This is a genomic window from Phycicoccus sp. Soil802 (assembly GCF_001429605.1).
Taxonomy (GTDB): Bacteria; Actinomycetota; Actinomycetes; order Actinomycetales; family Dermatophilaceae; genus Pedococcus.
The window spans coordinates 305226-330712 of sequence record NZ_LMSS01000004.1 but is presented as its reverse complement, the minus strand read 5'-3'; the positions used below and the strand labels follow the sequence as shown (position 1 = coordinate 330712).

The 25487-nt window shown below is 71.8% G+C and carries 25 protein-coding genes; 5 read left to right on the top strand and 20 right to left on the bottom strand.

Going from position 1 to position 25487, the window contains the following annotated elements; all coding sequences use genetic code 11:
* Positions 1-32: 32 nt before the first annotated feature.
* Together ASG91_RS10685 and ASG91_RS10680 are read right to left on the bottom strand one after the other, a co-directional pair.
* Positions 33-749 (bottom strand): response regulator, encoded by a 717-nt coding sequence (locus ASG91_RS10685; RefSeq protein WP_235545531.1) that lies wholly within the window; start codon positions 747-749, stop codon positions 33-35.
* A complete protein-coding gene (locus ASG91_RS10680; RefSeq protein WP_082594078.1) occupies positions 742-2310 on the bottom strand; it encodes a sensor histidine kinase in 1569 nt (522 codons plus the stop codon). The genes ASG91_RS10685 and ASG91_RS10680 overlap by 8 nt, the downstream gene beginning before the upstream one ends.
* A gap of 203 nt (positions 2311-2513) precedes the next feature.
* Between ASG91_RS10680 and ASG91_RS10675 the strand changes: the two genes are divergently transcribed.
* Positions 2514-3884: a cation:dicarboxylate symporter family transporter gene (locus tag ASG91_RS10675; protein WP_056922610.1), complete on the top strand. Its 1371-nt coding sequence runs from the start codon at positions 2514-2516 to the stop codon at positions 3882-3884.
* Positions 3885-3926: 42 nt separating this feature from the next.
* Here ASG91_RS10675 and ASG91_RS10670 read toward each other — a convergent pair whose 3' ends face one another.
* Genes ASG91_RS10670 through ASG91_RS10655 form a run of 4 tightly spaced genes read right to left on the bottom strand, consistent with a single transcriptional unit; the run spans position 3927 to position 9356 of the window.
* Positions 3927-4778, bottom strand: coding sequence for an alpha/beta fold hydrolase (locus tag ASG91_RS10670; protein WP_200961279.1), 852 nt, complete (start codon positions 4776-4778; stop codon positions 3927-3929).
* Complete coding sequence (locus ASG91_RS10665) at positions 4775-6193, bottom strand: wax ester/triacylglycerol synthase family O-acyltransferase (protein ID WP_056922609.1); 1419 nt, start codon at positions 6191-6193, stop codon at positions 4775-4777. Before ASG91_RS10665 ends, ASG91_RS10670 begins: the two co-directional genes overlap by 4 nt.
* Positions 6181-8391: a molybdopterin-dependent oxidoreductase gene (locus ASG91_RS10660; RefSeq protein WP_056922608.1), complete on the bottom strand. Its 2211-nt coding sequence runs from the start codon at positions 8389-8391 to the stop codon at positions 6181-6183. The genes ASG91_RS10665 and ASG91_RS10660 overlap by 13 nt, the downstream gene beginning before the upstream one ends.
* The gene (locus ASG91_RS10655; RefSeq protein ID WP_200961278.1) at positions 8388-9356 is read right to left on the bottom strand and encodes an alpha/beta fold hydrolase; all 969 of its coding nucleotides are present in this window, start codon (positions 9354-9356) and stop codon (positions 8388-8390) included. The genes ASG91_RS10660 and ASG91_RS10655 overlap by 4 nt, the downstream gene beginning before the upstream one ends.
* 162 nt (positions 9357-9518) lie before the next feature.
* Here ASG91_RS10655 and ASG91_RS10650 point away from each other — a divergent pair, with 162 nt between their 5' ends.
* The gene (locus tag ASG91_RS10650) at positions 9519-10064 is read left to right on the top strand and encodes a GNAT family N-acetyltransferase (protein ID WP_200961277.1); all 546 of its coding nucleotides are present in this window, start codon (positions 9519-9521) and stop codon (positions 10062-10064) included.
* Here the strand turns inward: ASG91_RS10650 and ASG91_RS10645 are convergent.
* A complete protein-coding gene (locus tag ASG91_RS10645; RefSeq protein WP_082592628.1) occupies positions 10051-10644 on the bottom strand; it encodes a helix-turn-helix domain-containing protein in 594 nt (197 codons plus the stop codon). The two genes, ASG91_RS10650 and ASG91_RS10645, sit on opposite strands and share 14 nt — an antisense overlap.
* 79 nt (positions 10645-10723) lie before the next feature.
* Between ASG91_RS10645 and ASG91_RS10640 the strand changes: the two genes are divergently transcribed.
* Positions 10724-11659 (top strand): NAD(P)/FAD-dependent oxidoreductase, encoded by a 936-nt coding sequence (locus ASG91_RS10640; RefSeq protein WP_056922605.1) that lies wholly within the window; start codon positions 10724-10726, stop codon positions 11657-11659.
* A gap of 214 nt (positions 11660-11873) precedes the next feature.
* Here ASG91_RS10640 and ASG91_RS10635 read toward each other — a convergent pair whose 3' ends face one another.
* Both ASG91_RS10635 and ASG91_RS10630 read right to left on the bottom strand, forming a co-directional pair.
* The gene (locus ASG91_RS10635) at positions 11874-12413 is read right to left on the bottom strand and encodes a TetR/AcrR family transcriptional regulator (protein WP_056922604.1); all 540 of its coding nucleotides are present in this window, start codon (positions 12411-12413) and stop codon (positions 11874-11876) included.
* Positions 12410-12850, bottom strand: a complete 441-nt coding sequence (locus ASG91_RS10630) for an SRPBCC domain-containing protein (protein WP_056922603.1) — start codon at positions 12848-12850, stop codon at positions 12410-12412. Before ASG91_RS10630 ends, ASG91_RS10635 begins: the two co-directional genes overlap by 4 nt.
* A gap of 121 nt (positions 12851-12971) precedes the next feature.
* Here ASG91_RS10630 and ASG91_RS10625 point away from each other — a divergent pair, with 121 nt between their 5' ends.
* Positions 12972-14948, top strand: coding sequence for a thioredoxin domain-containing protein (locus ASG91_RS10625; RefSeq protein WP_056922602.1), 1977 nt, complete (start codon positions 12972-12974; stop codon positions 14946-14948).
* Here ASG91_RS10625 and ASG91_RS10620 read toward each other — a convergent pair.
* From ASG91_RS10620 to ASG91_RS10590, 7 genes are all read right to left on the bottom strand, one after another.
* A complete protein-coding gene (locus tag ASG91_RS10620) occupies positions 14926-15549 on the bottom strand; it encodes a hypothetical protein (RefSeq protein ID WP_056922601.1) in 624 nt (207 codons plus the stop codon). The genes ASG91_RS10625 and ASG91_RS10620 overlap by 23 nt on opposite strands.
* Before the next feature lie 21 nt (positions 15550-15570).
* On the bottom strand, positions 15571-16347 hold the full coding sequence (locus ASG91_RS10615; RefSeq protein ID WP_235545529.1) for an FAD:protein FMN transferase: 777 nt from the start codon (positions 16345-16347) through the stop codon (positions 15571-15573).
* A 5-nt stretch (positions 16348-16352) separates the two neighbouring features.
* The gene (locus ASG91_RS10610) at positions 16353-16856 is read right to left on the bottom strand and encodes an FMN-binding protein (RefSeq protein ID WP_056922600.1); all 504 of its coding nucleotides are present in this window, start codon (positions 16854-16856) and stop codon (positions 16353-16355) included.
* Between the two features lie 8 nt (positions 16857-16864).
* Positions 16865-18301, bottom strand: coding sequence for a ferric reductase-like transmembrane domain-containing protein (locus ASG91_RS10605; protein ID WP_056922599.1), 1437 nt, complete (start codon positions 18299-18301; stop codon positions 16865-16867).
* Positions 18302-18391: 90 nt separating this feature from the next.
* Positions 18392-19174 carry a TSUP family transporter gene (locus tag ASG91_RS10600; RefSeq protein ID WP_056922598.1) on the bottom strand — a complete coding sequence of 261 codons (783 nt, stop codon included), beginning with the start codon at positions 19172-19174 and terminating at the stop codon, positions 18392-18394.
* Complete coding sequence (locus ASG91_RS10595) at positions 19175-19942, bottom strand: HAD family hydrolase (protein WP_056922597.1); 768 nt, start codon at positions 19940-19942, stop codon at positions 19175-19177. It abuts the gene before it with no gap.
* The gene (locus ASG91_RS10590; RefSeq protein ID WP_056922596.1) at positions 19942-21726 is read right to left on the bottom strand and encodes a proline--tRNA ligase; all 1785 of its coding nucleotides are present in this window, start codon (positions 21724-21726) and stop codon (positions 19942-19944) included. Before ASG91_RS10590 ends, ASG91_RS10595 begins: the two co-directional genes overlap by 1 nt.
* 179 nt (positions 21727-21905) lie before the next feature.
* Here ASG91_RS10590 and ASG91_RS10585 point away from each other — a divergent pair, with 179 nt between their 5' ends.
* On the top strand, positions 21906-22526 hold the full coding sequence (locus ASG91_RS10585; protein WP_056922736.1) for a pyridoxamine 5'-phosphate oxidase family protein: 621 nt from the start codon (positions 21906-21908) through the stop codon (positions 22524-22526).
* Positions 22527-22600: 74 nt separating this feature from the next.
* Here the strand turns inward: ASG91_RS10585 and ASG91_RS10580 are convergent, their stop codons facing one another.
* The 4 genes from ASG91_RS10580 to ispG all read right to left on the bottom strand — a co-directional run bounded on the left by ASG91_RS10580 (position 22601) and on the right by ispG (position 25483).
* On the bottom strand, positions 22601-23002 hold the full coding sequence (locus ASG91_RS10580) for a MauE/DoxX family redox-associated membrane protein (protein WP_056922595.1): 402 nt from the start codon (positions 23000-23002) through the stop codon (positions 22601-22603).
* Between the two features lie 49 nt (positions 23003-23051).
* Entirely contained in the window at positions 23052-23291 is a 240-nt protein-coding gene (locus ASG91_RS10575; protein WP_056922594.1) for a hypothetical protein, read from the bottom strand.
* Between the two features lie 24 nt (positions 23292-23315).
* Positions 23316-24161, bottom strand: a complete 846-nt coding sequence (locus ASG91_RS10570; protein ID WP_056922593.1) for a DUF4081 domain-containing GNAT family N-acetyltransferase — start codon at positions 24159-24161, stop codon at positions 23316-23318.
* A gap of 161 nt (positions 24162-24322) precedes the next feature.
* Complete coding sequence (gene ispG, locus ASG91_RS10565) at positions 24323-25483, bottom strand: flavodoxin-dependent (E)-4-hydroxy-3-methylbut-2-enyl-diphosphate synthase (protein ID WP_056922592.1); 1161 nt, start codon at positions 25481-25483, stop codon at positions 24323-24325.
* Positions 25484-25487 lie beyond the last annotated feature (4 nt).

Genomic DNA, 25487 nt, shown 5'->3' with positions numbered 1-25487 from the left:
GGCACCACCCCTGGCCAGAAGTGGTGGTCCGGTCAGTTCACCCAGCGGTACTCGACCTCGGGGCGCCCGGCCCCGGCATACCGCTGGGAGCGCACGGCGAGGCGACTTTCGGAGAGGTACTCGGCGTAGCGCCGCGCCGTCACCCGGCTCACGCCGACCGCCTCCGCGAGCTCGCTCGCGGACAGGCCGGCACCGGCGTCGCGCAGCGCCCGGGTGACCTTCGCGAGCAGGTCCGCACCCATCCCCTTGGGCAGCGCCGCAGGGGCGCTGGTGCGCACCCCGGCCACGACCTGGTCGACCTCGGCCTGCGTGGACAGCTGCTGGCTGTCGCCGAGCTGGGCCCGGTACGCCCGGTAGGCCTCCAGCCGGTCGCGCAGGGTGGCGAAGACGAACGGCTTGAGCAGGTACTGCACGACGCCGAGCGACACCGCGGCGCGGACGACGTCGAGGTCGCGGGCGGACGTCACGGCGATGACGTCGGCCCGGTGGCCGCCGGCCCGCATCGCGCGGATGACGTCGAGCCCGTGCCGGTCGGGCAGGTTCATGTCGAGGAGCACGACGTCGACCTCGGTCGACTGCAGCGCACGCAGCGCCTCGTGGCTCGTCGCGGCCGTCGCCGCCACCGCGAAGCCGGGCACGCGTTCGACGTATGCCGCGTGGGCCTCGAGCGCGACCGGCTCGTCCTCGACCACGAGGACCCGGAACGTGGTCGCCGTCGCGTCCATCGACGGGGGTGCGGTCTCAGGCATGTGTCCTCGACTCCACGGGCAACCGCACCGTGAACCGGGCACCGGGCGGACCGGAGACCTCCATCTCCCCACCGAGCCGGGCGACCGACTGTGCGACCAGGGCCAGCCCGATCCCCCGACGGCCGGCACTCCCCTGCTCCTTGGTCGAGAACCCGCGGCGGAACGCCTGGTCGACGGCGTCGGGAGGAAGACCGGGGCCGGAGTCGACCACGCTGAGCACGACGTGGTCGCCCTCGACGCGTGACGAGACCTCGACGCGACGCTCGCCGGACTCCGGGGTCACCGCGTCGAAGGCGTTGTCGATGAGGTTGCCGACGATGGTCACGACGTCGCGCACTGGCGTCGTGTCCTGGGGCCAGGTGGCGTCCTCGGCGATCCGGAAGTCGATGCCGCGCTCGGCCGCCTGCGCCGCCTTGCCGAGGAGCAGCGCGGTCAGCGCCGGCTCGCCCACCGAGCCGACCACGCTGTCGGTGAGGCGCTGCGAGACCTGGAGCTCGTCGGTGGCGAAGGCCAGCGCCCGCTCCGGGTGGCCCAGCTCGATCAGCGACACGATCGCGTGCAGCCGGTTCGACGACTCGTGGGCCTGCGAGCGCAGCGCCTCGGTGAGTCCCCGGGCCGAGTCGAGTTCGCCGGTGAGGTGCTCGAGGTCGGTGCGGTCGCGCACCGTCGCGACGAACCCCAGCGGCCGTCCGTCCCACTGCGCCCGGGCCTTGTTGAGCACCAGCACCCGGGCCGAGGTCACGTGCAGCTCGTCCTCGCGAGGCGACCCGTCCGTCAGTGCGGCCACGAGCGGTGAGGACAGGCCGAGCTCGGCGACGGGTCGGCCGCGGGCGTCGTCGGGCAGCCCCAGCAGGCGCACCGCCTCGTCGTTCGCCAGCCGCAGCCGGCCGTCGAGGTCGGTCAGCAGCAGGCCCTCGGTCACGGCGTGCAGCACCGCGTCGTAGTACTCGACCATCTCGCGGAGCTGGCGCTCGCCGAGGCCGTGGGTCTGGCGCCGGATGCGACGGCTGACCAGCGCCGTCCCGAGACCGGACAGCAGAGCGGCCGCCAGGCCCGCGAGCAGCAGCGCGGGCAGCTGGCTGCGCAGGCGCTCGCTCACCGCGGACTTCCGGATCCCGACCGCGACCAGCCCGACCACCGACTGCGACTCGTCGGTCACCGGGACGACGACCCGCCGCGAGGCCCCGAGCGTGCCGGTGTAGTCCTCGACCACCGTGCCGCCGGCCTGGGCGGCGGCGATGTGCCCGAGGAACTGGCCACCGATCTGGGCCGGGTCGGGATGGGTGTAGCGGGTGCCGGTCGGGCTCATCACGACCACGAAGTCGGTGCGGGTCTCCCGCCGGACGTCCTCGGCGAACTCCTGCAGGGCCGGCCCGGGAGCGCCGCTGCGCACCCCGGCGACCACCGAGGGCGTGCTCGCGACCGTCTCCGCGACCGCGGTGGCCCGCGCCGTCGCCTCCTGGGTGCCGGCCCGCTGCGCCTGTGCATAGGCAGCCGCGGTGCCCACCCCGACCACGAGCAGGGCGACCAGCACCTGCAGCGCGAAGGTCTGCGCTGCCACGCTCCACCGCCCCGGTGCGGTGAGCCACCGAGATGCGCTCACCGGCACACCGGAGGAGGCTGCACGCCGAACCGTCGCGCGAGGGCGGGTCGCACGCAGAACTCAATGAACACAATCGTGACCCTAGTCACTCCAGGGCCCACCCTCGTGCTTGTTCACCCGTCCCGGGCCACGTCCGGGACCCGATCCCCCTGGAGAGCACCGTGAGCACCAGCGCCGACAGCGTCGTCGACCGCCCCGCACCGAAGCGGGACCGCACGCACTACCTCTACATCGCCGTCATCGTGGCGATGGTCCTCGGCATCATCGTCGGGTTCGCCTTCCCCGAATTCGGGGTCAAGCTCAAGTGGCTCGGCACCGGCTTCGTCAACCTCATCAAGATGATGATCACGCCGATCATCTTCTGCACGATCGTGCTGGGCATCGGCTCCGTTCGGAAGGCCACCCAGGTGGGCAAGGTGGGCGGGCTCGCGCTCGGCTACTTCCTCACCATGTCGACCTTCGCCCTCGCGATCGGTCTGCTGGTCGGCAACCTCGTGAAGCCCGGTGCCGGACTTCACCTCACCGACGAGCTCGCGGCCAGTGGGCAGAAGGCGGTCGGCGAGGAGCACACCACGACGGTTGACTTCATCCTCGGGCTGATCCCCGACACCCTGGTGTCGGCGCTGACGTCCGGCTCCGTGCTCCAGGCTCTGCTGGTCGCGCTGCTCGTGGGCTTCGCGCTGCAGAAGATGGGTCGTGCGGGTGAGCCGATCCTCGTGGGCATCAAGCACTTCGAGCGGCTCGTCTTCCGCCTCATGGCGATGATCATGTACATCGCGCCGATCGGTGCATTCGGCGCGATGGCCGCCGTCGTCGGCGCCACCGGGCTCGATGCCCTGAAGAGCCTCGCCCAGGTGATGATCGCGTTCTACATCACCTGTGCGCTGTTCGTCTTCGTCATCCTCGGCTCGATCCTCAAGCTGGTCACCGGGGTCAACGTCTTCGCGTTGTTCCGCTACCTCGCCCGCGAGTTCCTCCTCATCCTGTCGACCTCGTCGTCGGAGTCGGCCCTGCCCCGCCTCATCGCCAAGATGGAGCACGCCGGGGTGTCCCGACCGGTGGTCGGCATCACGGTCCCGACCGGCTACTCGTTCAACCTCGACGGCACCGCGATCTACCTGACCATGGCCTCGCTGTTCATCGCCGACGCGCTGGACAAGCCGTTCTCCATCGGGCAGCAGATCTCGTTGCTGGTGTTCATGATCATCGCCTCGAAGGGTGCAGCGGGTGTGACCGGCGCCGGGCTCGCGACCCTGGCCGGTGGGCTGCAGTCGCACCGCCCCGACCTGGTCGACGGCGTCGGGTTCATCGTCGGCATCGACCGGATGATGAGCGAGGCCCGGGCCCTGACCAACTTCGCCGGCAACTCGATCGCCACCATCCTGATCGGGCACTGGGTCGGCGAGCTCGACCGGCCACGGCTCGACGCGGTGCTCGCGGGTGACCTGCCGTTCGACGAGTCGAGCATGATCGACGACGACCCCCAACCCGACCTCGTCGGTGACCCCGCCTCGGTCACTGCCGGGCACTGAACGTGAGCTGACGGCCCCGCCCTCGGCGGGGCCGTCAGGCTGTCAGGCGCGCTGGTCGACCGTGAACAGCCCACGCAGGTGCCGCGGGGGCGCGAACGGCTGCCACTCCTCGGGGTCCTGGGCGAGCCGGTCGGCGACCACCCACAAGGCCGTCGGGTTGTGCCCGAAACCCAGGTGTGAGGCCGGGATCGCGATGGACTCGCGCCGCTCCCCCACGTCCTCGCGACAGATCCGCCACGAGACGATCCCGTCCATCCGCGAGTAGAGCGAGGTGGTGGGCACCCCGAGTGGTGTGGTCACGTCGGGCCCCCGGCTGGTCGCCTGGGCGTAGTGCCGCCGGGACAGCATCCGGTATGCCGCGTCGGCGTGGGTCTGTCCGGGGACCGATGAGGCGTAGGGACTTCCGAGCGTGATGACCTGTCGGACCAGCTCGGGCGACCGGACGCCGAGGGCGCGGGCGAAGATGCCCCCGAGCGACCAGCCGATCACCGACACGGGCTGGCCGTGCCGGTCGGACAGCTCGCGCAGCCGCAGCGGCAGCCTCCGGACGACTCGGCTGGTCGGGCCCGTGTTGACCCCCAGGCCCCAGCCGGCGGTGCGGTAACCGAGCCGGTCCAGGAAGCGCCGCAGGACGACCGTCGAGGTGTCCGACGCCAGCAGGCCCGGGATGACCAGCACCGGATGACCATCGCCCCTGGGTGCGCGGGCGAGCTGGGGTGCCGACACGGTGAGGGCGCCGAGCTCGAGGACGCTGCGCCAGGGTTCGCTCAGCAGCAGCAACGACGACGGGCGCCCCGCTGAAGCCTTGCGGGTCGGCCGGGTCGGCCGGGTCGGCCGGGTCGGCCGGGTCGGCTGGGTCGGCTCGGACGGCTCGGACGGCTGAGTCGGTGTCACGGTCGGGGTGCGTCGGCCGCGGACACCGCAGCCGCGACGAGCTCGTTGAAGCCGGCTCGGATGCCATCGGCGATGACCTCCACGTCGGGGAAGCTGTCGAAGTCGGCGGTGATCCCGAAGCTGAAGGTGTCGAGGTACGAGAAGATCCCGGTCGCGACCCGCACCCCGGCGAAGACGGGCACGTAGGGGTGCGACTCCAGGAGCTGGTGCCCCAGGAGGTAGAGCGGGATCCGCGGGCCCGGGACGTTGGTCGTCCCGGTCTGCGTGAGCTTGTTGGGCATCCGCGACATCGAGCGCGCGCCGAGGGCCAGCAGGGTGGGGGCTGCGTAGTCCGCGAGCCCGACGATGGCCGCGGCGTCGACGGCGCCCATCCCCCGCTTGTTGCGGTCCATCTGCTCGCGGATCAGCTGGAGCCGTCGCACGGGGTCGTCCTCGGCGACCGGCAGGTCGACGACGACGCTGGTCACCTGATTGTTGACCTGCCCTCGACCCGACGCCTGCCGGGTGGAGACGGGCACCAGAGATCGCACCACCATCTCGGGCACCAGCTCCCCACGGCCCTGCACGAGGTCGCGGTAGCCACGGGTCACGGCCGCGAGGATGACGTCGTTGACGGTGCCGCCCAGGGCGGTGCGGATGGTCTTGACCTCACCCATCGTCGCGTCGGTCCAGACCCACCGACGGTTCGGTCCCAGCGGACCGTTCAGGCTCTTCGGCGTCGGCTGACCACGCCCGGGCACGAGCTGGGCGATCTGCTGCGGGACGAGCTCCTTGGCGGCCACGGCCACCCCTGCCAAGGCCGTCGGCAGCTTGGCCAGGTCGTCGAGGCTCGGGATCCCGATGGCCTGCAACGGTTCCCGCACTGTCTCGACCACCGACCCGGCCGTCAGTGCGACCGTGGACGGCGCCGGGGACGGCGTCCAGTCGGAGGGCTCGCGCCGCACCGGCTCAGGCTCGAGGTCGAAGATCACCTGCATGAGGTCGGTGCTGCCCTCGCCGTCGATCATGCAGTGGTGCGCCTTCGAGATCAGGGCCCACCGGTCCTCCGCGAGACCCTCGACCAGCCAGGCCTCCCAGACCGGCTTGGTCATGTCGAGGCGCTGGGCGAAGACCCGACCGGCGAGGTTGCGCAGCTGCTCCGGCCCACCCGGCTTGGGCAGCGACGTGTGTCGCACGTGGTAGAGCAGCTGGAAGTGCGGGTCGTCCACCCAGATCGGGCGACCGAGCTGGAACGGCACGGTCCTGATGACCTGGCGGTAGCGCGGGACCTGGTCCATCTTGGCGGCCAGGAGCCGGACGAGGTCGCCGTACGCGGGGGCGGGCCCCTCGAGCACTGAGACACCGCCGACGTGCATGGGGGTGTTCTCGCCCTCCATGTAGTAGAACATCGCGTCCATCGCGCTCATCCGGTCCATGACTGCTCCTCGGCTGGGGTGACGGTGACGGGGATGCCGTTGAGGACCGCGGTCCCGGTGAGGGCGTCGACGAACAGGTCGTCGGCGAGGACGTTGCTGTTGACCCCCGCGTGCGCCGACGCGACCTCGGTGCGGGTGCCCGGGCTCGAGTGGCCCCAGCCGTGCGGGATGCTCACGACACCGGGGCGCACCCCGTCGGTGACCTCGACGGGCACGGTCACCGACCCCGCACGCGAGCGGACCGCTGCCACTCCGCCGTCGTGCAACCCGAGCCGGTCGGCGTCGTCGGGGTGCACCTGGAGGGTGCAGGTGTTCGACCCGCGGACCAGCGGCGCAAGGTTGTGCATCCACGAGTTGTTCGAGCTCAGCTGTCGGCGCCCGATGAGCACCAGCTCGTCGGGCCCGGCGAGCGGGCGACCGAGGGCCGCCACGAGGCGCGGCACGTCACGGGTGATGGGCTCCGGGGTCAGCTCGATCTGCCCGCTGACGGTGCGCAGCAGCTCCGGCACCCGGGAGGTCAGCGGCCCGAGGTCCAGTCCGTGCGGAGCAGCCTCGAGCTCGGCCAGGGTGAGGTCGTGGGGGCCGCCCCGCAGCATGAGGTCGAGCAGCCGCGCGGGTCCACGACGCTCCCCCGCGACCGTCACGTCCAAGCCGTACCTCGCGGCGGTCTGGGTGGCCATCAGGTCGTCGAGCGCCCCCAGGTCGGCGGTCGGCCCCTGCCCTGCGGCGATGCCGGCGAGCCGCAGCATGGTCTCCCACTCCTGCGGCTGGTCGGTCGGCAGCGCGGCAGGGCTCCAGTTGGCCATGTTGCGCACGGACAGCTGGGTGAACGTGACGTCGTAGTGGTCGCGCTCGAGCGGGGTCGGGCCCGGCAGGATGACGTCGGCGTGCTCGCTGGTCTCGTTGAGGTAGACGTCGAGTGACACCATGAGGTCGAGGGTCTGGACCGCCTCGCGGAGCCGGTCGGCGTTGGGCGTGCTCAGGCACGGGTTGCCGCCCACGACCACCAGCGCGCGCACCTGACCCGGCCCGGGGGTGAGGATCTCGTCGGCCAGGGTGGCGACCGGGAGCTCGCCCATCACCTCGGGCAGCCCACGCACCCGACTGTGCCACCGGCCGTGCCGCCAACCCTTTCCCGGCGAGCTGCCTTGCTGCGCAGGGTTTCTCACCGGCACGGTGCTGTTCGTCTGTCCCGCGGCAGCCAGAGGAAACATCGCCCCACCCGGGCGGTCCAGGTTGCCGGTGATGACGTTGAGGACGTCGACCAGCCAGCTCGCCAGGGTGCCGAACTCCTGCGTCGTCGTGCCGATCCGTCCGTATACGGCAGCGCTGCCGGCGGCGGCCAGCTCACGCGCCATCGTCTCGATCTCGGTCGTCGCGATCCCGGTGTGCGGCGCCACCGCCTCCGGCGTGAACGGCGCGGCCAGCTCCGCGAGGTCGTCGAACCCGCTCACGTGGTCGGCCAGGCGACCCAGGTCGGCCAGCCCCTCGCGCAGGATCACCTCGACGAGCGCGAAGAGCAGCAGCGCGTCGGTGCCCGGCCTGATGGCGTGGTGCTGGTCGGCCACCTCCGCCGTGCGGGTGCGGCGCGGGTCGACCACGACGACCTTGCCACCCCGCTCGCGGATCGCCTTGAGGCGGCCCCGCGCGTCGGGCACCGTCATGAGGGATCCGTTGGACACCAACGGGTTGGCACCGAGCAGGAGGAGGTGCTGGGTGCGGTCGAGGTCCGGCACCGGGATGCTCAACGGGTCACCGAAGAGGTAGCCCGACGAGTAGTGCTGCGGCAGCTGGTCGACGCTGCCGGCGGTGTAGATGTTGGGCGTCCCCACGGCCTTGTAGAACGCCCGCCCGTAGAGGGTGACGCCGAGGTTGTGGGACGAGGGGTTGCCGAGGTAGAACGCGACGGACTCCGGGCCGTGCTCGGCGACCAGGGGCACGAGGCGGCGGTCGATCTCCGCGAAGGCCTCGTCCCAGGTGGCCTGGCGCCACTCCCCGTCGCGCTTCACCATGGGGGTCCGCAGTCGGTCGGGGTCCTCGTGCAGCGCCTTGAGCGAGGCGCCCTTCGGGCAGATGAACCCGTGCGAGAACGCGTCGTCGTCGTCGCCGCGCACCGACGTGACGGTGTCGCCGTCGAAGGACACGGCCAGGCCGCACGTCGCCTCGCACAGCGGACAGGTCAGGTATGCCGTGCTCATGGCGAGCGCGTCGAGCTCGCCCTGGGCGCGAGGGCGTGGGCCTCGAGCCAGGGGATGACCCGGGCGCGGACCTGGTCCGGGACCTCGAGCTGCGGGGTGTGGCCGACCCCGGGCAGGAAGTGCGTCTCCCAGTCCGGGTGCTGCGCCGACACCGCGCGGGCCGCGGCGACGGACACCAGCCGGTCGCGCTCGCCGTGCACGAGGAGCACCGGCCGGTCGATGCTGTGCATGAGGGAGTGGTAGCGCCGTGGGTTGGCCAGCACCCGCATGAGCGACCGAGCGGCACCGAGGAAGGCCGCCTCCTGCCCGGGGACACCGCGTCGGTGCGCGGCCAGCACGACACCGGCGTCGACGACGTCGGGGTTGGCCCGACGCGGGTCGGCGAAGCAGAGGTTCACGACACCCTGGACCCGTTGGCGGTCCGTGGTGCGCTTGGTCATCAGGGCCAGGTAGCGCTCCCCCACGAACGGCGTGGCGTAGACGAGGAACGTCGCGCTGACGGCCAGGTCGGGTCGCTGTCGCGGGACGGGGATCGACGGGTCGATCAGGACGAGGCCGGCCACCAGCTCCGGGTGGGCCGCAGCCAGCAGGATCGAGACCATCCCGCCCATCGAGTTGCCAACCAGCACGACGGGCGACCCGACGACCTCCCTGATGAAGCGGGCGACGAGGTCGGCGTTGGCGTGCACCGATGCGGTCCGCGCGGTGCCGGGCGTCAGCCCGAAACCGGCCTGGTCCACGGCATACACGTGGTGGCGCTTCGAGAGCTCGGGCGCGAGGCCGACCCAGTTGAGGTGCGACCCGCCGAGGCCGTGCACCATCACCACCGGCACCCCTTGCGTGGGGTCGTCCGGGTCGGGTCCGCCGTAGTCGACCCAGTGCACGTCTCCGTCGAAGTCGCTGAGCCAGCCGGTGCCGCCCCAGGGCTCGGCCAGCTGGAGTGGTGCGGGTCGAGCGTCGTGCACTGCAGTCACTGTCCACCCATCTTCCGGGTCGTCGACGTCCGTCTCTCGCCCTTCCCGGAGACCTGGAAACACGGCAAGGTGTGCCACGGCCGACAGTAGGACGCGCACGCGGGCCCGGACAAGACCGGGGGTTCGCCGGTGCGGGACGGAAGGGTGGGACGCGTGACCGAGGTGACCCGGCTGCACACCGAGCGCTTGGTGCTGCGCGAGTGGCGCGACGAGGACCGCGAGCCCTTCGCGGCGCTCAACGACGACCCGCTCGTGATGGAGCACTTCCCCTCGCACCTGACCCGCACGGCCAGCGACGCCATGGTCGACCGCATCACGGCCTTCCTCGACGACCACGGAGGGGGGCTCTGGGCGGTCGAGGTCGCCGAGACGCGGGAGTTCATCGGCTTCACCGGGCTGTCCGTCCCCCGGTTCGAGGCGCCGTTCACTCCCTGTGTCGAGGTGGGCTGGCGGCTGGCCCGCTCGGCCTGGGGCCACGGCTACGCGACCGAGGCGGCCCGCGCGTCCGTCAGTCACGGCTTCGGCCCACTCGGCCTCGACGAGATCGTCGCGATGGTCGTGCCGGCGAACGACCGGTCACAGGGCGTCATGCGCAAGCTCGGCATGACCCGTGACGAGGCGGCCGACTTCGACCACCCCCTCATCCCGGAAGGGAGCCCGGTCAGGCGGCACCGGCTCTACCGGCTCAGCCGCCCGTAGCGCTCGACCGTGCCCTGGCGTGCACCCGCTCGCCCTGGGGACCGAACAGGCTCAGCACCTCGACCACCCCACTGCCGTCGCTGCCGAACCAGTGCGGCACCCGGGTGTCGAACTCGGCCACCTCACCCGCCGTCAGGACGAGGTCGTGGTCGCCCAGGACGAGTCGCATCCGACCGGACAGGACGAACAGCCACTCGTACCCTTCGTGCGCCTTCGGCTTCGGGGTGCTGTTGCTCGCGGGGACGATGATCTTCCACGCCTGGACCCCACCCGGCTGGCGCGTCAGGGGCAGCACCGTGCGGCCGTTCCGGGTGCTCGCCTTGAGCCGCACCCTGGGGTCGCCGACCTCGGGAGCGCCCACGAGGTCATCCAGCGGGACCCGGTAGGCCTGGGCCAACGGCAGCAGCAGCTCGAGGCTGGCGCGGCGTTGTCCCGTCTCCAGGCGCGAGAGGGTGCTCTTGGAGATGCCCGTGGTCTCGGCGAGGGCGCTGAGGGTCACGCCCCGGTGAGCGCGCAGCTGCTTGAGCCGGGGGCCCACCTGGTCCAAGGCCTTCGCGATGGTGGTGGCGGTGTCGTCCATCCCGACATTCTGACCCATTCCGTCCCGGAAACAGCAACGGATGTTGCCACTCGCCTGTCCCGAGGATCATCCTCGGCTCATGAACACCCACGACATCCTCATCGTCGGCGGCGGGGCGGCCGGACTCTCCGCAGCCCTCGTCCTGAGTCGCGCCCGGCGGGACGTCGTGGTGGTCGACGCAGGAGTACCGCGCAACGCACCCGCTGCGCACCTGCAGGGATTCCTCTCCCGCGACGGAATGGCTCCCTCGGACCTGCTGGAGGCGGGCCGGGCGGAGGCCACGGGCTACGGCGCCGTCATCGTCGGGGGCACGGTCACGGAGCTCGTCCACTGCGGTCAGTCGGGGTTCCAGGCGCTGCTCGAGGACGGGCAGCGACTGAGGGCGCGCAAGGTCCTGGTCACCACCGGCCTGCACGACGAGCTGCCCGACGTCCCGGGGCTCGCCGAGCGGTGGGCCAAGGATGTCCTGCACTGCCCCTACTGCCACGGCTGGGAGGTCCGCGACCAGCAGCTCGGCGTGCTGTGGAACGGTCCTGACAGCGTCCGCTACGCCCAGGTCGTCCGGCAGTGGACCCACGACCTCGTCCTCTTCGCCCCGACCGGCACGCTCACCGCGGCCGACCGCACCCAGCTCGTCGCCCGGGCCATCGGCATCGTCGAGGGTCCGCTGGAGCGGGTCGTCGTGCAGGACGACCGGGTGACCGCGGTCGAGCTGGCGGACGGTCGGATCATCCCGAGGCAGGCCGTGTTCGTCCCCCCGCGGTTCGTCCCCAACGCCGCCTTGCTGGCCGGTGTGGGCTGCGACCTGGACGAGGAGGGCTGGGTCGTGACCGGAGCCAGCGGCACCACCAGCGTCCCCGGGCTGTGGGTTGCCGGCAACGTCACCAACGCGCGCGCACAGGTCATCACCGCCGCCGGAGAAGGGTCGGCGGCGGCCATCGCGATCAACGCCGACCTCGTCGGCGACGACGTGCGCACGGCCGTCACCTACTTCAACCAAGGCTTCCCCGCCTGACGGCACGCATCCCGTACGGAACCCAGCACTGCGGCATACCCGACCCGCCGAGCAAGCACCTGCTGGCCCTGATGATCTGGCTCTGCAGCAGCTGACGTTCGCCGTGGCACCCGTGCCGCACCGACCGTCCTCGCGACCGGAGGCGGCGGTCACCCGCTCCGGTATGCCGTGGCAGCCGGGTGTGCGGTCGTGGGCGCCTTCGCGATCGTGCCCATCAGGGCTGCCCGCTGAGGGAGTCCAGCTCACCGTCCTCGCGGTCGGCGACGCGGTCGAACGCCGCCACCAGGGCGTCCCAGGCTGCCTGGACGTCCGCCCCCTCGGGGAACCGGTGCGCGAGCTCGAGGTCGACCAGCCCGTGGGCCGCAGCCCAGAGGGCGCGCGCCCGGTCGACGTCCCCACCACTCAGCGCCACCAGACGTGCTGACGCAGCCGTCTCCACTCCGTCCCTGAGCTGGTCTCGGCGCAGGGGCCGGCGCGCCGTCAGCTCGTACAGCCGTGGATGGAGCAGCGCCCACTGCCGGTATGCGTGGGCCAGGTCGCGGAGATCTGCAGCGGGTTGCAGGGCGGCAGCCAGCTCGGTCAGCGCCCTCTCCTGGAGCTCGGCCTCGATGCGGTCCTTGCCGTCGACGTGCTTGTACAGCGACGGCGCCTGGATGCCCAGCTCGGCCGCCAGGCGTCGCATCGACACAGCTCCCGGCCCTTCGTCCTCCAGCAGGCGCTGGGCGGCGTCGACGATCTCCTCCAGCCGGCTCATGCCCTCGCGCCCGCCACCACTCGCCGCCGCAGGCCCTCGTTCATGGCCTCGAAGCCGGCTCGGGTCCGGGCCAGCATCGTGCCGGTGAACGGGACGAGCAGGCCGCTGAACTCCTCGGCCTGGGTCAACCGCGTGCCCTCGTCACCCAGGGCCTCCAGGGTGAAGGTGTGCCGGCCGTCGAAGATGCCCCTGACTCCGACGCTGCCGAGCCACTCCAGGCGTCGGCCGGCCTCGACACAGGTCACGGTGGGCTTGAACGTCATGGCGCGCCCGCCGGGAGGCGCAATCCGGACGTCCAGGCGTTGCCCGTGGGCGAGCTCGCCGGACAGCTTGGTGATGAACGGGTTCCAGGCCGGGTAGGCAGCGGTGTCGACGAGCGTGGCCCACACCTGCTCCGGGGTGGCTGGGATGTCGATGACGGTCGTGACGTGCTTCATGGCTGCTCTCCTCCCGATGAGGCTAACGGCGTTAGCCTCTGGGGTCGATGATGGGCTAACGGCGTTAGCCTGTCAAGCCCGCCCTCGCCGCTGCGCTGGGCGGTGAGGGAGAGTGGGTGGCATGCCGAACCGCCTGTCCGAGTCCACCTCGCCCTACCTGCTCCAGCACCGCGACAACCCGGTCGACTGGCAGGAGTGGGGACCGGAGGCGTTCGCCGAGGCGCGCGAGCGTGACGTTCCCGTCCTGTTGAGCGTCGGGTATGCCGCGTGCCACTGGTGCCACGTCATGGCGCACGAGTCGTTCGAGGACGAGGACGTCGCGCGAGCGCTCAACGCGGACTTCGTCGCGGTCAAGGTGGACCGCGAGGAGCGGCCCGACATCGACGCGGTCTACATGGCGGCGACGACCGCCCTCACCGGGCACGGCGGCTGGCCGATGACCTGCCTGCTGACGCCCGACGGCGACCCGTTCTTCGCGGGCACCTACTTCCCCAAGGGACAGTTCCTCCAGCTCCTGGCCGGGGCGAAGGAGGCCTGGACCACCCAGCGGGACCGCGTCCTCGACAGCGGGGCCCACATCGCCTCCCGGCTGCGTGAGCTCTCCGCGCCAGTCACGGGCCACCCTCTCGACGCGGCCGCCCTCGATGCCGCAGCGTCCCAGCTGCGCAGCCAGTTCGACCACGGCGCAGCGGGATTCGGTGGCGCGCCGAAGTTCCCCCCGTCGATGGTGCTCGAGTTCCTGCTGCGCCACCACGCCCGCACCGGCTCGGCGGACGCGCTCACCATGGCCGCCAGCACCTGCGAGGCGATGGCGCGGGGTGGCATCTACGACCAGCTCGGTGGCGGCTTCGCGCGCTACTCCGTCGACGCCCGCTGGGTGGTCCCCCACTTCGAGAAGATGCTCTACGACAACGCCCAGCTGTTGCGGGTGTTCACCCACCTGCACCGCGCGACGGGCGACGTGCTGGCCCGGCGGGTCGCGCTCGAGACCGCGGAGTTCCTCCTGCGCGACCTCCGCACGCCCCAAGGTGGGTTCGCCTCGGCGCTCGACGCGGACACCGAGGGGATCGAGGGACTGACCTACGCGTGGACCCCTGCCCAGCTTGCCGAGGTGCTGGGCGAGGAGGACGGCCGGAGGGCCGCGGCGCTGCTCTCGGTCACCGACCAGGGCACCTTCGAGCACGGGTCGTCCACCCTCCAGCTGCTCACCGACCCGGACGACGAGAGCTGGTGGGCCGCAACGCGCGACCGTCTGCTCGCCGCGCGGCTGCTGCGACCCCAGCCCGGGTGCGACGACAAGGTCGTCACGTCGTGGAACGGCTTGGCGATCGCGGCCCTCGCCGACACCGGCACGCTGCTCGGCCGCCCCGACCTGGTCGAGGCCGCCACCCGGTGCGCCGAGTTCGTGGTCGGCACCCACGTGGTCGACGGCCGGCTGCGTCGCACCTCGCGCGCCGGCTCGGTGGGGACCGCGAACGCCGTGGCCGACGACTACGGCAACCTCGCGGAGGGCCTCCTCGCACTCCACCAGGCCACCGGGGAGCAGCGCTGGCTCGCGACCGCGGGCGACCTGCTCGCCACCGCCGTCGAGCGGTTCGGTGCGGACGACGGCGGTTTCCACGACACCAGCGACGACGCCGAGGCGCTGTTCACCCGTCCGCGCAGTGCGGCGGACAACGCCGAGCCGTCCGGCCAGTCGGCCCTGGCCGGCGCCCTGCTGACCTGCTCGGCCCTCACCGGCGACCCGTCGATGCGGGATCGGGCCGAGGCGGCGCTCGCCGCGTCGGGACAGCTCGCCGCACGCGACCCGAGGTTCGGCGGCTGGGCGCTGGCCGTGGCCGAGGCCGCCCTGGCCGGACCGCTCCAGGTCGCGCTGGTCGGGAGCGGCCGCGAGGCAGACGCCCTCGTGGCGGCTGCTCGGCAGTCGGTCTCCCCCGGTCTGGTCCTGGTGCACGGCGAACCCGATGCGACGGGCATCCCGCTGCTGGCCCAGCGGCCGCTGGTGGGTGGCCGCGCGGCGGCGTACGTGTGTCGTGGGTTCGTCTGCGACGCACCGGTGACGGACGTCGCCGCGCTCACCGCGGCGCTGGGTCGCTGACCAGGTCGACGATGCTGGCCCGGTCCCACTCCGGGCCGATGCCGGGTCGGCCGAGGAGGTAGTCGGCGATCTCGTCGTCGGGCAGGTCGTACGTCTCGCGCAACCCTGTCACCAGCGTCGCGAGATAGGCAGGGGTCGGCGAGTTCCGTTGCAGCACAGTTGGGTCCGGTGTCGTGAAGGTCAGGACCGGCAGGCCTTCGAGCTCCCCCACCAGGTGCAGCGCCTCGTAGTGACCCGGGCCGAGGTGGTGTCGCGAGTGCGTGAGGACGTGGGTGAGGTCGAGGTCCTCCCCCGGCAGCTCGCGCCGCTCCTGGGCTGCCACGTCGGCGAACTGCTGCTCGCTCACGAGGTAGGCCCGAGCCAGGGTCGGCCCCGGGTGGTCCGCGTCGTAGAACGCGATCGCCCCGCCCCAGGTCGGTGACGTCCACGCGAAGAACATCTCCCCGGGCAGCGTCAGGGCCCGGTCGTCCTCGGGCTGGCTGCTGTCGCGTGCCCCCGGGTAGGTGCGGCTCGCCCCGTGGGGCCGACCTCCGTCGAGGTAGTGCAGGAAGCGGTCGCGCGACAGGTTGCTGCCGTAGCTCGCGTACCAGACCTGCGCCACACCTCCACTGTCCCAGACAGGTCAGAGCACGAGCGAGCGGTATGCCGGGTCGGCACCTTCCAGCGTCACCGCGCCTTCGTCCGGGTCCACGAAGAGGGCGGTCGCCCACACGTCGGCCCACAGCAGGGTCGGACCCCAGACCGTGGCCGAGCCGTCGCGGCCGATGGGCGTGGCGGTGCGGGGGTCGACCACGTGCGCGCCCCGAGCCGCGGCTCCCGACGTGGCCAGCCCACCGACCCGGAGCGGGATGGTCGCCGCCACCGATCCGGGCACCCGCGGGTCCTCGACGCCGATGGTCCAGGTGCTGGCCGCGGCCTGCCGGCCCGCGCCGGCCAACAGGTCGCCGCCGGCGTTGACGCACCAGGAGATGCCGGGGACGTGGCGCAGGTGCAGGGCTGCCCGCTCGACCGCCCAGCCCTTCACCAGCCCGGTGGGGTCGTGGTGCGCGCCGTCGAAGGAAGCGCTGAACAACCCACCGGTGCGGCGCTCCGCGTCGACGCACAGCTGCTCGACCTCGGCCAGCCAGGGGTGGACCTGCGCCGCGCACAGGTCGCCGCGGCGCAGTCGCATCAGCTCGCTGTCCGGCCGCCAGGTGCTGAACACCGCGTCGGCCCTGTGCAGGACGCCCCACACCTGGTCGACCGCCGTCCCGACCTCGGGCCGGTCGACGTCGCCTCGGACGTGCACCGAGACCGGCAGCCCCATCGCCTGTTCGACGAAGGCCCGGCGCGGTGCGCCGTCGGAGCCCGGCTGGGCGGTCGAGCGGGCCGAGGGCCCGCTGTCGACGCGAGTGGTCACGGCGCTCACAGGTGGGCCTGGTCGATCGCGGACTGCAGTGAGCTGAGGTAGCCCTCTGAGGTCACCGTCGCGCCGGACACCATGTCGATCGACGCGCTCTGCGCCGAGACCGCCTCCTGGTTGAGCACCGGGAGGGCGAACGAGTTGATCTGCTCGTCCTCGTGGTTGCCGTTGGGGTAGACGATCGCCTCCGACGCGGTGATCTTGCCGTCGACCACCGTGATCCGCACCTGCACCGGTCCCCACCGCGTCTGCACCGTGTCGCCGTCATAGGTCTTGCTCGCGGCGCTCCCCGACGTCGTCCCCGAGTCCGTCGTCCCCGAGTCAGTCGTCCCCGAGTCAGTGCTGGCGGTGCCCGAGTCGGTGGTCCCGGAGCCGGCCGCCGCGGGGGCCTGCACCGAGGTGCCGGCGGCCGATGCCGTGCCGGAGCCGCCGGTCGACGTGTGGTAGCTGAACAACAGCACGAGGGTGGTCAGGGTGGACAGCGCCCACAGGGTGATCCGTCGCATGGAGGCTCCTAGTACTCGAACCGCTCGAGGTGGACATGAGTGGGCGGGACGCCGCAGGCGAGGGCGGCTTCCCGGGCGGCAGCCATCCAGGCGGGGGCGCCGCAGAGGTAGACGTCCCGCTCAGCGACGTCGGGCACCACCTGCGCGAGCGCCTCGGCATCGCTGAGGTGGGCGGCGGAGGCCGGCAGCCAGGTGTCACGACCGGGGACGCGGGGCCCCTCCACGGTGACGTAGCGCGCGCCGCGGCTGCTGGCGAGGTCGAACAGCTCCTGCCCGAGGACGAGCTGTTCGCGGGTGCTGGCGCGGTGCACGACCACGACGTCGCCAGGGGCCTGGTCGAGGTCCTCCAGGAGGGCGCGGATCGGCGTGATCCCGATCCCCGCACCCATCAGGAGCACCTTCTGCCGGGTGCGGACGCCTGCGTGGAGTCGGCCGTAGGGGCCCTCGACGAGCACCCGGGTGCCGGGTCGCAGGTCGGCGACCCGACGGGTCCCGTCACCGACGTGCGCGGCGGTCACCCTGAGGTGCTTCCCGTCAGGAGCCGCGGAGAGCGAGTAGGGGTTGGCTCGCGTCCAGCCCGGCCCGTCGACGAACCGCCACTGGAAGAACTGGCCGGCAGCCGGTCGCAGCAATGCCACTCCGGGCCCGCCGATGACGACCGAGGTGACGCCGGGAGCCTCCTCGTGGACGGCGACGACCCGCAGCGGCGAGCGCAGCGAGCGCACCAGCGGCACCCCGACCCGGAAGACGAGCACGGCCGCCGCGCACGCGGCATACAGGCTCCACCAGAAGACGGTCGAGGCGGTGGAGGCGAGGAACTCCTGGCCGGTCCACAGCTGGTGCGGCAGCGCGAGCCCGGCGCCGAGGTAGCCGTAGAGGTGGATGAGGTGCCACGACTCGTAGCGCAGCCGGCGACGTGCCCTGCGCACGGAGGTCACCACGACGAGGCAGAGCGCCACCGTGCCCGCCACCGCCAGCAGCATGCCGGGGTAGTTGAGGACGAAGTCGACGATCGTGCCCCACAGGCCCAGCGTGGACGCAGCGGCATACCCGAGGGTGATCAGCACGATGTGCGCCCAGAGCAGGTTGAACGAGGTGAAGCCGACCAGCCGGTGGGTGCGGGCGAGCTCGTCCTGGCCCCAGGCCTGCTCGAACCACGGGATGCGCGCCATGAGGAACACCTGGACCAGCAGCAGCGCCGAGGAGACCAGCCCGGTGAGCCGGCCGACGGAGGTGAGCGCTCCCGACAGCGAGCCGAGGTCCTGGACGCCGCCATGGGCGACCCACAGCGCAGTGACCCACAGGAGCACCAGCCAGAACGCCGCTACCGACGCATCACGCCACCAGCGCGGGACCCGTCGCGCGCCGGGGACCCGGCGCGCGTGCGCCGAGGCGGGCTGGGACGCGGCAGTCACCGCAGCTGGGGGCAGGTCGATCGTGGTCACAGGAAGACTGTGCGGTCGCAGTCTGGGTGTTTGCTGTGCACCAGCCATGACTGGCCTACTGAGTCCGGGGGGCTCGGTCCGCCCTTCCGGTCAGCTCCAGACGCCGAGCACCGAGCCGCCGATCCGGACGATGAAGGCGACCAGCACGATTACGAAGACCACCCGCACGAACCGGCTCCCCCGCGCCACCGCCGTGCGCGCGCCGACGTAGCCGCCGGCGATGTTGGCGACCGCCATGACCAGCCCGATCTTCCACATCACGTGGCCACCCGGCACGAACACGGTGAGGGCCCCGAGGTTGGTGGCGAAGTTGGCGATCTTGGCCTTGGCGCTGGCCTCGAGGAAGGCGTAGCCCATCAGCCCGACCAGCGCGAAGACGAGGAACGACCCGGTGCCGGGACCGAGGGCGCCGTCGTAGACGCCGATGACGAAGCCGGTCAGCATCGCCACCACGGTGTGCCGGTGGCCGTCGAACCGCAGGGCGGTCTCGTGGCCGAGCGACGGCTTCGCCACGGTGTAGGCGCCGACCACGACGAGCATCACGAGGATCACCGGGTTGAAGGCGCTCTTCGGGATGTGCAGGCCGAGCAGCGCCCCGCCGACCGCGCCGAGGTAGGCCACTGCCGCCATCGGCAGGGCGGTCCGCAGGTCGGGCCGGACCCTGCGCCAGTAGGTGATCGAGCTGGTCGTCGTGCCGAAGATGCTGGCGATCTTGTTGGTGGCCAACAGCTGGGCCGGCGTCGCGCCCGGGAAGCCCAGCAGGAGCGCCGGCAGCTGCACCAGTCCCCCGCCACCGACGACCGCGTCGACCCACCCCGCCCCGAAACCCGCGAGGGCCATGAGGAGGAGCGTGGTGAGGTCGAGGTCGGGCACCTACCGGCCCAACCAGCCGTCGACGATCCCGAGGATGTCGAGCAGCTCGTGGGCCTGCGCGTCGGGGGTGACGTCCACCGGCACCACCTGCGAGGCCGGGAGATCGCTGTGCGGCACCCAGATCGCGCGCATGCCGACCTGCTGGGGGCCGTGCACGTCCTCGTACAGCCGGTCGCCGACGTAGGCCGCCTCGGCCGGCTCGACGCCGACCGCAGCGCAGGCCGCGAGGAACGCCTCCGGGTGGGGCTTCACGACGTGGATCTCGGAGGAGTAGACGTCGCCGTCGACGAGGTCGAGCACGCCGTCGCGCTGGAACACCTCGCGGTGGTAGTCGCGGCTCCAGATCGTGTTGGACAGCACGCCGACCTTCAGGTCGCGGTCGTGCAGCCCCTCCCAGAGCGGGCGCACCTGCGGGTCGGTGTGGGTGTGCGGCTCCCAGAACCTCCGGTATGCCGCGAGCGCCAGCAGGTGCCGGTCGTGCTCTGCGTCGACCCCGGCGTCCGCGAGGATCGCCTCGATCGACGCGCTCTCGTGGGTCTCGCGGCCGCGCGACCAGGCCCGCTCCTCCGCGGCGTGGATCCGCACCGCCAGCGAGTCGGCCTCGGCCAGGTCCTCGGGCAACATCGCCGGGTCCTCGACCGGGAGGCCGTGCACCTCACGGGCGAAGACCCGCCACTGCTGCGGGAGGTCGACGTCGTGCCACGGGGTGAGCGTGCCGCCCCAGTCGAAGATGACCGCCCGGAGGGGCGCGGTTGAGGTGCCGCCCATCAGGACGCGCTGCCGCGGACCTCGCGGATGACCTCGGTGACGACGTCGTCAGCCGAGACCTCGCGGCGCTCGCCGGTGGCGCGGTCCTTGATCTCGACGATCCCGTGCTCGAGCGACTTGCCCACCACGACGATGGTCGGCACGCCGATCAGCTCGGAGTCCTTGAACTTCACACCGGGGCTGACCTTCTGGCGGTCGTCGTAGAGGACGGACAACCCGGCTGCCTCGAGGGCACGGGTGATCTCCTCGGACTTGGTGAACACCTCGGGGTCGCGGGTGACGTCCTTGCCGGTGGCGACCACGTGCACGTCGACCGGGCTGATCTCACGCGGCCAGCGCAGGCCGAGCTCGTCGTGGTTGCCCTCGGCGACACAGGCGACGGCCCGGGAGACCCCGACACCGTAGGAGCCCATGATCACGGTCTGGAGCTTGCCGTTCTGGTCGAGCACCTTGAGGTCGAGCGCCTCCGCGTACTTGGTGCCGAGCTGGAAGATGTGTCCCATCTCGATCCCGCGGGCCGACTCGAGCCCGTGCCCGCAGCTCGGGCAGGCGTCGCCGGGGCGCACGTCGGCCGCTTCGATGGTGCCGTCAGCAGTGAAGTCTCGACCCGCGACCAGGTCGATCACGTGCTTGCCGGCCTCGTTCGCGCCGGTCACCCAGCGGGTGCCCTCGACGACCCGGGGGTCGAGGAGGTAGCGGACCTTCGACGCGGACTCCGAGCCGAGCGCCTCCGGTCCGATGTAGCCCTTGACCAGCGCGGGGTTGGCCGCGAAGTCCTTCTCCTCGAAGGCCTCCACTGCGGCGGGCTCGACCTGGGCGCCGAGGCGCTTCTCGTCGATCTCGCGGTCGCCGGGCACGCCGACCGCCAGCGGCTCGCGCGTGCCGTCGGGGTGGACCAGGACGACGAGCACGTTCTTGAGCGTGTCGCCGGCCGCCCAGGGCCGGTCCTCGCGCGGGAAGTGCGCGTTGAGGTGGGCCACCAGGGTGTCGATGGTGGGGGTGTCCGGAGTGGACTCCGCGTGGGCAGCCGGCACATCGGCATACGGAAGGGCGTCGGGGACGGGGACGCGCACGGCCTCGACGTTCGCCGCGTAGCCGCAGTTGGGGCAGTGCACGTAGGTGTCCTCGCCGTTCTCCGCGGTGGCGAGGAACTCCTCGGACTTGCTGCCGCCCATCGCGCCGGCCATCGCCTGGACGATGACGTAGTGGAAGCCGAGCCGGTCGAAGATCCGGATGTAGGCGTCGCGGTGCAGCTGGTAGGCCTTGTCCAGGCCGGCCTCGTCGAGGTCGAAGGAGTAGGAGTCCTTCATGACGAACTCACGACCGCGCAGCACGCCGGCCCGCGGACGCGCCTCGTCGCGGTACTTCGTCTGGATCTGGTAGATCGCGAGGGGCAGGTCCTTGTAGGACGAGAACATGTCCTTGACCGCGAGGGTGAACATCTCCTCGTGCGTCGGCCCGAGCAGGTAGTCGGCGCCCTTGCGGTCCTTGAGGCGGAAGATGTTGTTGCCGTACTCGGTCCAGCGACCGCTCGCCTCGAAGGGCTCCTTGGGCAGCAGGGCCGGGAAGAGCAGCTCCTGGGCGCCGATCTCGTCCATCTCCTCGCGCACGATCGTCTCGACCTTGCGCAGCACCCGCAGACCCAGCGGCAGCCAGGTGTAGATGCCCGGGCTGACCCGCCGGATGTAGCCGGCGCGGACGAGCAACCGGTGGCTCGGCACCTCGGCATCGGCCGGGTCCTCGCGAAGGGTTCGCAGGAACAGGGTCGACATGCGCAGGGCCACGTGGCACTCCTCGGTTGGCGGACAACCCCCAGAGGATATCCGTCGGTATGCCGCGTGCTCACCACGGTTTCCCGCCCCGCCTCCGTGGCCGCCACCGGGCGAGTCTTTGGGGGATCCACCCCGTCCGGGCGTGGCAGATCCTGCAAAGACTCCGCGTGGGGCGTGGCAGAGTGGGCGACATGGTGCAGCCGACCCGGATCGAGACCGTCGACCAGCTGGTGGAACTGCTCGGGGAGCCGCTCCCCCGCGTCCGCGACAAGGCCCGTCCCGCGCTGCACGAGCTCGACCGGGACTGGCTGGCCGCGTCGCCGTTCTGCCTGGTCGCGACCTCGGATGCACAGGGCCGGTGCGACGTCTCCCCGAAGGGTGACCCGGCCGGCTTCGTGCGGGTGCTGGACGACACCACCATCGCGATCCCCGAGCGGCTCGGCAACAAGCGGGCCGATGGCTACCGGAACATCCTCGCGAACCCGCACGTCGGGCTGCTGTTCGTCATCCCCGGGCGCGGCGACACCCTGCGGGTCAACGGCCGCGCCCACCTGGTGTCGGACGCACCGTGGTTCGACGAGATGGTCGTCAAGGGACACCGGCCGGTGCTGGCGCTGGTGGTCGAGATCGACGAGGTGTTCGGGCACTGCGCCAAGGCGTTCATGCGCAGCAAGCTGTGGCACCCGGAGACCTGGGACCCGATGGCGGTGGGGTCCCGCCCCGAGATCGCCAAGGCCCTCGAGCGGCCCGAGGACTCCATCGAGGAGCTCGAGCGCTACTACGGCGAGCAGTACTCGACCGGGTTGTACTGAGCCCCTGCCAGCAGCGTCGCGCCAGCCGGCCCTGCCGGCGGCACCCGTTGGTGCGTGTGGCCGGCTGGGTGCGGCTAGCTGCGTCCGGCGGCCCTGAGCGCGGCGCGGATCAGGGGCACCTGGAGCGGGAGCCGCGCCACGGTGCCGGCGAAGGCGGCCTGCGCCGACGGCGTGCCCTTGCGCTGCGCCCGCTTGCCGTAGTTCGCGCTCATCTGGACGTTGCCCGGCAGGATGGCGACGAGGAGGGCGGCACTGGCCCACCCGGCATACCGACGGGTGCGGGGGTGCAGGAGCCCCGCCGCGCAGACGAGCTCGGCGACTCCGGACGCGTAGATCAGCTCACGACGTCGCGGCAGCGAGCTCGGTACGAGGGGCTCGAAGACCTCGGGCTTGACCAGGTGGGTCGTCCCGGAGGTGAGGAACAGCCCGGCGAGGCCGATGATGTCCTTGGTCAGGGGCGCGACGGTGCGGGGCATGTCGCCATCCTGTCAGTCGGTGCGGAGCGTGGGTCGGCCCAGGGCTCCGTCAGTCGGCGCGGTGCTCCCGGAGGTAGGCCCACCTGGCCCGGACCGCGAACGCGGACGCGACCCCGCCCACCACGAGCAGCACCACCCCGACCCACAGCCACGTGCGGCCGGCCGGGTCACGCCCGGGGACGGCGACGAGGAACACGCCGAACGCGAACAGGGACAACGTCATCCACACGAGGGCGTTGCCTGCCGCAGGGGTGTCCGGCCGGGGCTCGGACTCCAGCGCCGGGTCCATCAGCGGGCTCTCCTCACGGGGCAGTCAGAGCAGCACGGTCGAGAACGTACCGACGTCCTCGAACCCGACCCTGGCGTACGTCGCCCGGGCGCTCTCGTTGAAGTCGTTGACGTACAACGTGACCCAGCGCGCACGGGTCTCCATGACCTGCTCCACCACTGACGCCATGAGCGGCACTGCGAGCCCGTGGCCGCGCAGGTGCGGCGCGAGCCAGACTCCCTGCAGCTGGGCGCAGCCCAGGGCGACCGACCCCACGTCGGCCTTGAAGATCACGGCGCCGTCCTCGATCGCGACGAACGTGTGGCCGCGGTCGATGAGCGACAGGAGTGCGGAACGGTAGGCCGCGCCGGAGCCGGTGTAGGGCGGGTAGCCGATCTCACCCTCGAACATGTGCGCGGCCGCCGGCATGACGAGATCGACCTCGGACTCGGTGGCCGGGCGGACCCTGGGGTCGAGCTCGAGGCCGAGCGCTGACGGCCGGTCCATGGTGCTCATGAGGGGCTGCCGCGCGCGCACGGCCCGGGCGGGGCCCCAGGCCGGCTCGAGGTGGCGCCACAGCTCGAGCACCTGGTCGGAGGGCCCGAGCACCGAGGCGCAGTGGCGACGCCACCGACGCACCCGGTCGGCGAAGAAGCTGATCGTCTCGTCGTCGGCCTCGACCGGGACGAGGTTGGCGCTCGACCAGCAGAGGGACTGGAGGGTGCCGCCGACCTTGTGACCGAGGACCGTGCCGGGCTGGGTGCTGAGGACGCCCTCCAGGAGCCGCGCGGCGACGAAGACGTTCGCGGGGAGGTTTTGCGCGCACACCTCCAACGCGGCGTCGCGGTCCGAGGGCGACAGCGCGTGGACCGGATTACGGGTGCGCAGCACCCCGTCAGCCTAGGTCGTGCGACCGCCATCTGCGCACCATTGTCCCCAGATCCGCTCGCCGCGTGGCCCGAGCCATCACCGCAAACGGCAGTTGCGTCCGCTTGCGCCCGCCTGGAGCTAGGCGCAAGCGGACGCGACTGCCGTCTTGCGGGGCGTGGGTGTCAGCCGACGGTGACCGACGGTGCCCCGGCACTCGCCTCGTCGATCGGCTCGCCCATCTCCTCGGCGATGCGCATCGCCTCTTCGATGAGGGTCTCGACGATCTGGCTCTCGGGGACGGTCTTGACGACCTCACCCTTGACGAAGATCTGGCCCTTGCCGTTGCCGGAGGCCACGCCGAGGTCGGCCTCGCGGGCCTCCCCCGGTCCGTTGACGACGCAGCCCATCACGGCCACCCGGAGCGGCACGGTCATGCCCTCGAGCCCGGCGGTGACCTCGTCGGCGAGCTTGTAGACGTCGACCTGGGCGCGGCCGCACGAGGGGCACGAGACGATCTCGAGCTTGCGCGGCTTGAGGTTCAACGACTGGAGGATCTGGTTGCCGACCTTGACCTCTTCGACCGGCGGAGCCGACAGGGACACCCGGATCGTGTCACCGATGCCCTTGGACAGCAGCGCGCCGAAGGCCGTCGCCGACTTGATCGTGCCCTGGAAGGCCGGTCCGGCCTCGGTGACGCCGAGGTGCAGGGGCCAGTCGCCGCGCTCGGACAGCATCTCGTAGGCCTTGACCATGACGACCGGGTCGTTGTGCTTGACCGAGATCTTGAAGTCGTGGAAGTCGTGCTCCTCGAAGAGGGAGGCCTCCCAGACCGCGGACTCGACGAGCGCCTCGGCGGTGGCCTTGCCGTACTTCTCGAGCAGTCGGGGGTCGAGCGAGCCGGCGTTCACGCCGATCCGGATCGAGACGCCGGCGTCCTTGGCCGCAGCGGCGATCTGCTTGACCTGGTCGTCGAACTTGCGGATGTTGCCGGGGTTGACCCGCACCGCGGCGCAGCCGGCGTCGATCGCGGCGAAGACGTACTTCGGCTGGAAGTGGATGTCGGCGATCACGGGGATCTGCGACTTGCGCGCGATCGCGGGCAGCGCGTCGGCGTCGTCCTGGCTCGGGCACGCGACGCGCACGATGTCGCAGCCCGAGGCGGTCAGCTCGGCGATCTGCTGGAGCGTCGCATTGATGTCCGTGGTCGGGGTCGTGCACATCGACTGCACGGAGATGGGGGCGTCACCGCCGACCTCGACCTTGCCGACCTTGATCTTGCGCGTCTTGCGGCGGGGCGCGAGGACGGGCGGGGGCAGGGCCGGCATACCGAGTCCAACAGTCATGGTT

Coding starts and splice junctions, on each gene's coding strand:
- ASG91_RS10685 (WP_235545531.1), bottom strand. CDS start 749: ATGCCTGAGACCGCACCCCCGTCGATGGACGCGACGGCGACCACGTTC.
- ASG91_RS10665 (WP_056922609.1), bottom strand. CDS start 6,193: ATGGACCGGATGAGCGCGATGGACGCGATGTTCTACTACATGGAGGGC.
- ASG91_RS10660 (WP_056922608.1), bottom strand. CDS start 8,391: ATGAGCACGGCATACCTGACCTGTCCGCTGTGCGAGGCGACGTGCGGC.
- ASG91_RS10645 (WP_082592628.1), bottom strand. CDS start 10,644: ATGGACGACACCGCCACCACCATCGCGAAGGCCTTGGACCAGGTGGGC.
- ASG91_RS10640 (WP_056922605.1), top strand. CDS start 10,724: ATGAACACCCACGACATCCTCATCGTCGGCGGCGGGGCGGCCGGACTC.
- ASG91_RS10635 (WP_056922604.1), bottom strand. CDS start 12,413: ATGAGCCGGCTGGAGGAGATCGTCGACGCCGCCCAGCGCCTGCTGGAG.
- ASG91_RS10630 (WP_056922603.1), bottom strand. CDS start 12,850: ATGAAGCACGTCACGACCGTCATCGACATCCCAGCCACCCCGGAGCAG.
- ASG91_RS10625 (WP_056922602.1), top strand. CDS start 12,972: ATGCCGAACCGCCTGTCCGAGTCCACCTCGCCCTACCTGCTCCAGCAC.
- ASG91_RS10610 (WP_056922600.1), bottom strand. CDS start 16,856: ATGCGACGGATCACCCTGTGGGCGCTGTCCACCCTGACCACCCTCGTG.
- ASG91_RS10595 (WP_056922597.1), bottom strand. CDS start 19,942: ATGGGCGGCACCTCAACCGCGCCCCTCCGGGCGGTCATCTTCGACTGG.
- ASG91_RS10585 (WP_056922736.1), top strand. CDS start 21,906: ATGGTGCAGCCGACCCGGATCGAGACCGTCGACCAGCTGGTGGAACTG.
- ASG91_RS10580 (WP_056922595.1), bottom strand. CDS start 23,002: ATGCCCCGCACCGTCGCGCCCCTGACCAAGGACATCATCGGCCTCGCC.
- ASG91_RS10575 (WP_056922594.1), bottom strand. CDS start 23,291: ATGGACCCGGCGCTGGAGTCCGAGCCCCGGCCGGACACCCCTGCGGCA.
- ispG (WP_056922592.1), bottom strand. CDS start 25,483: ATGACTGTTGGACTCGGTATGCCGGCCCTGCCCCCGCCCGTCCTCGCG.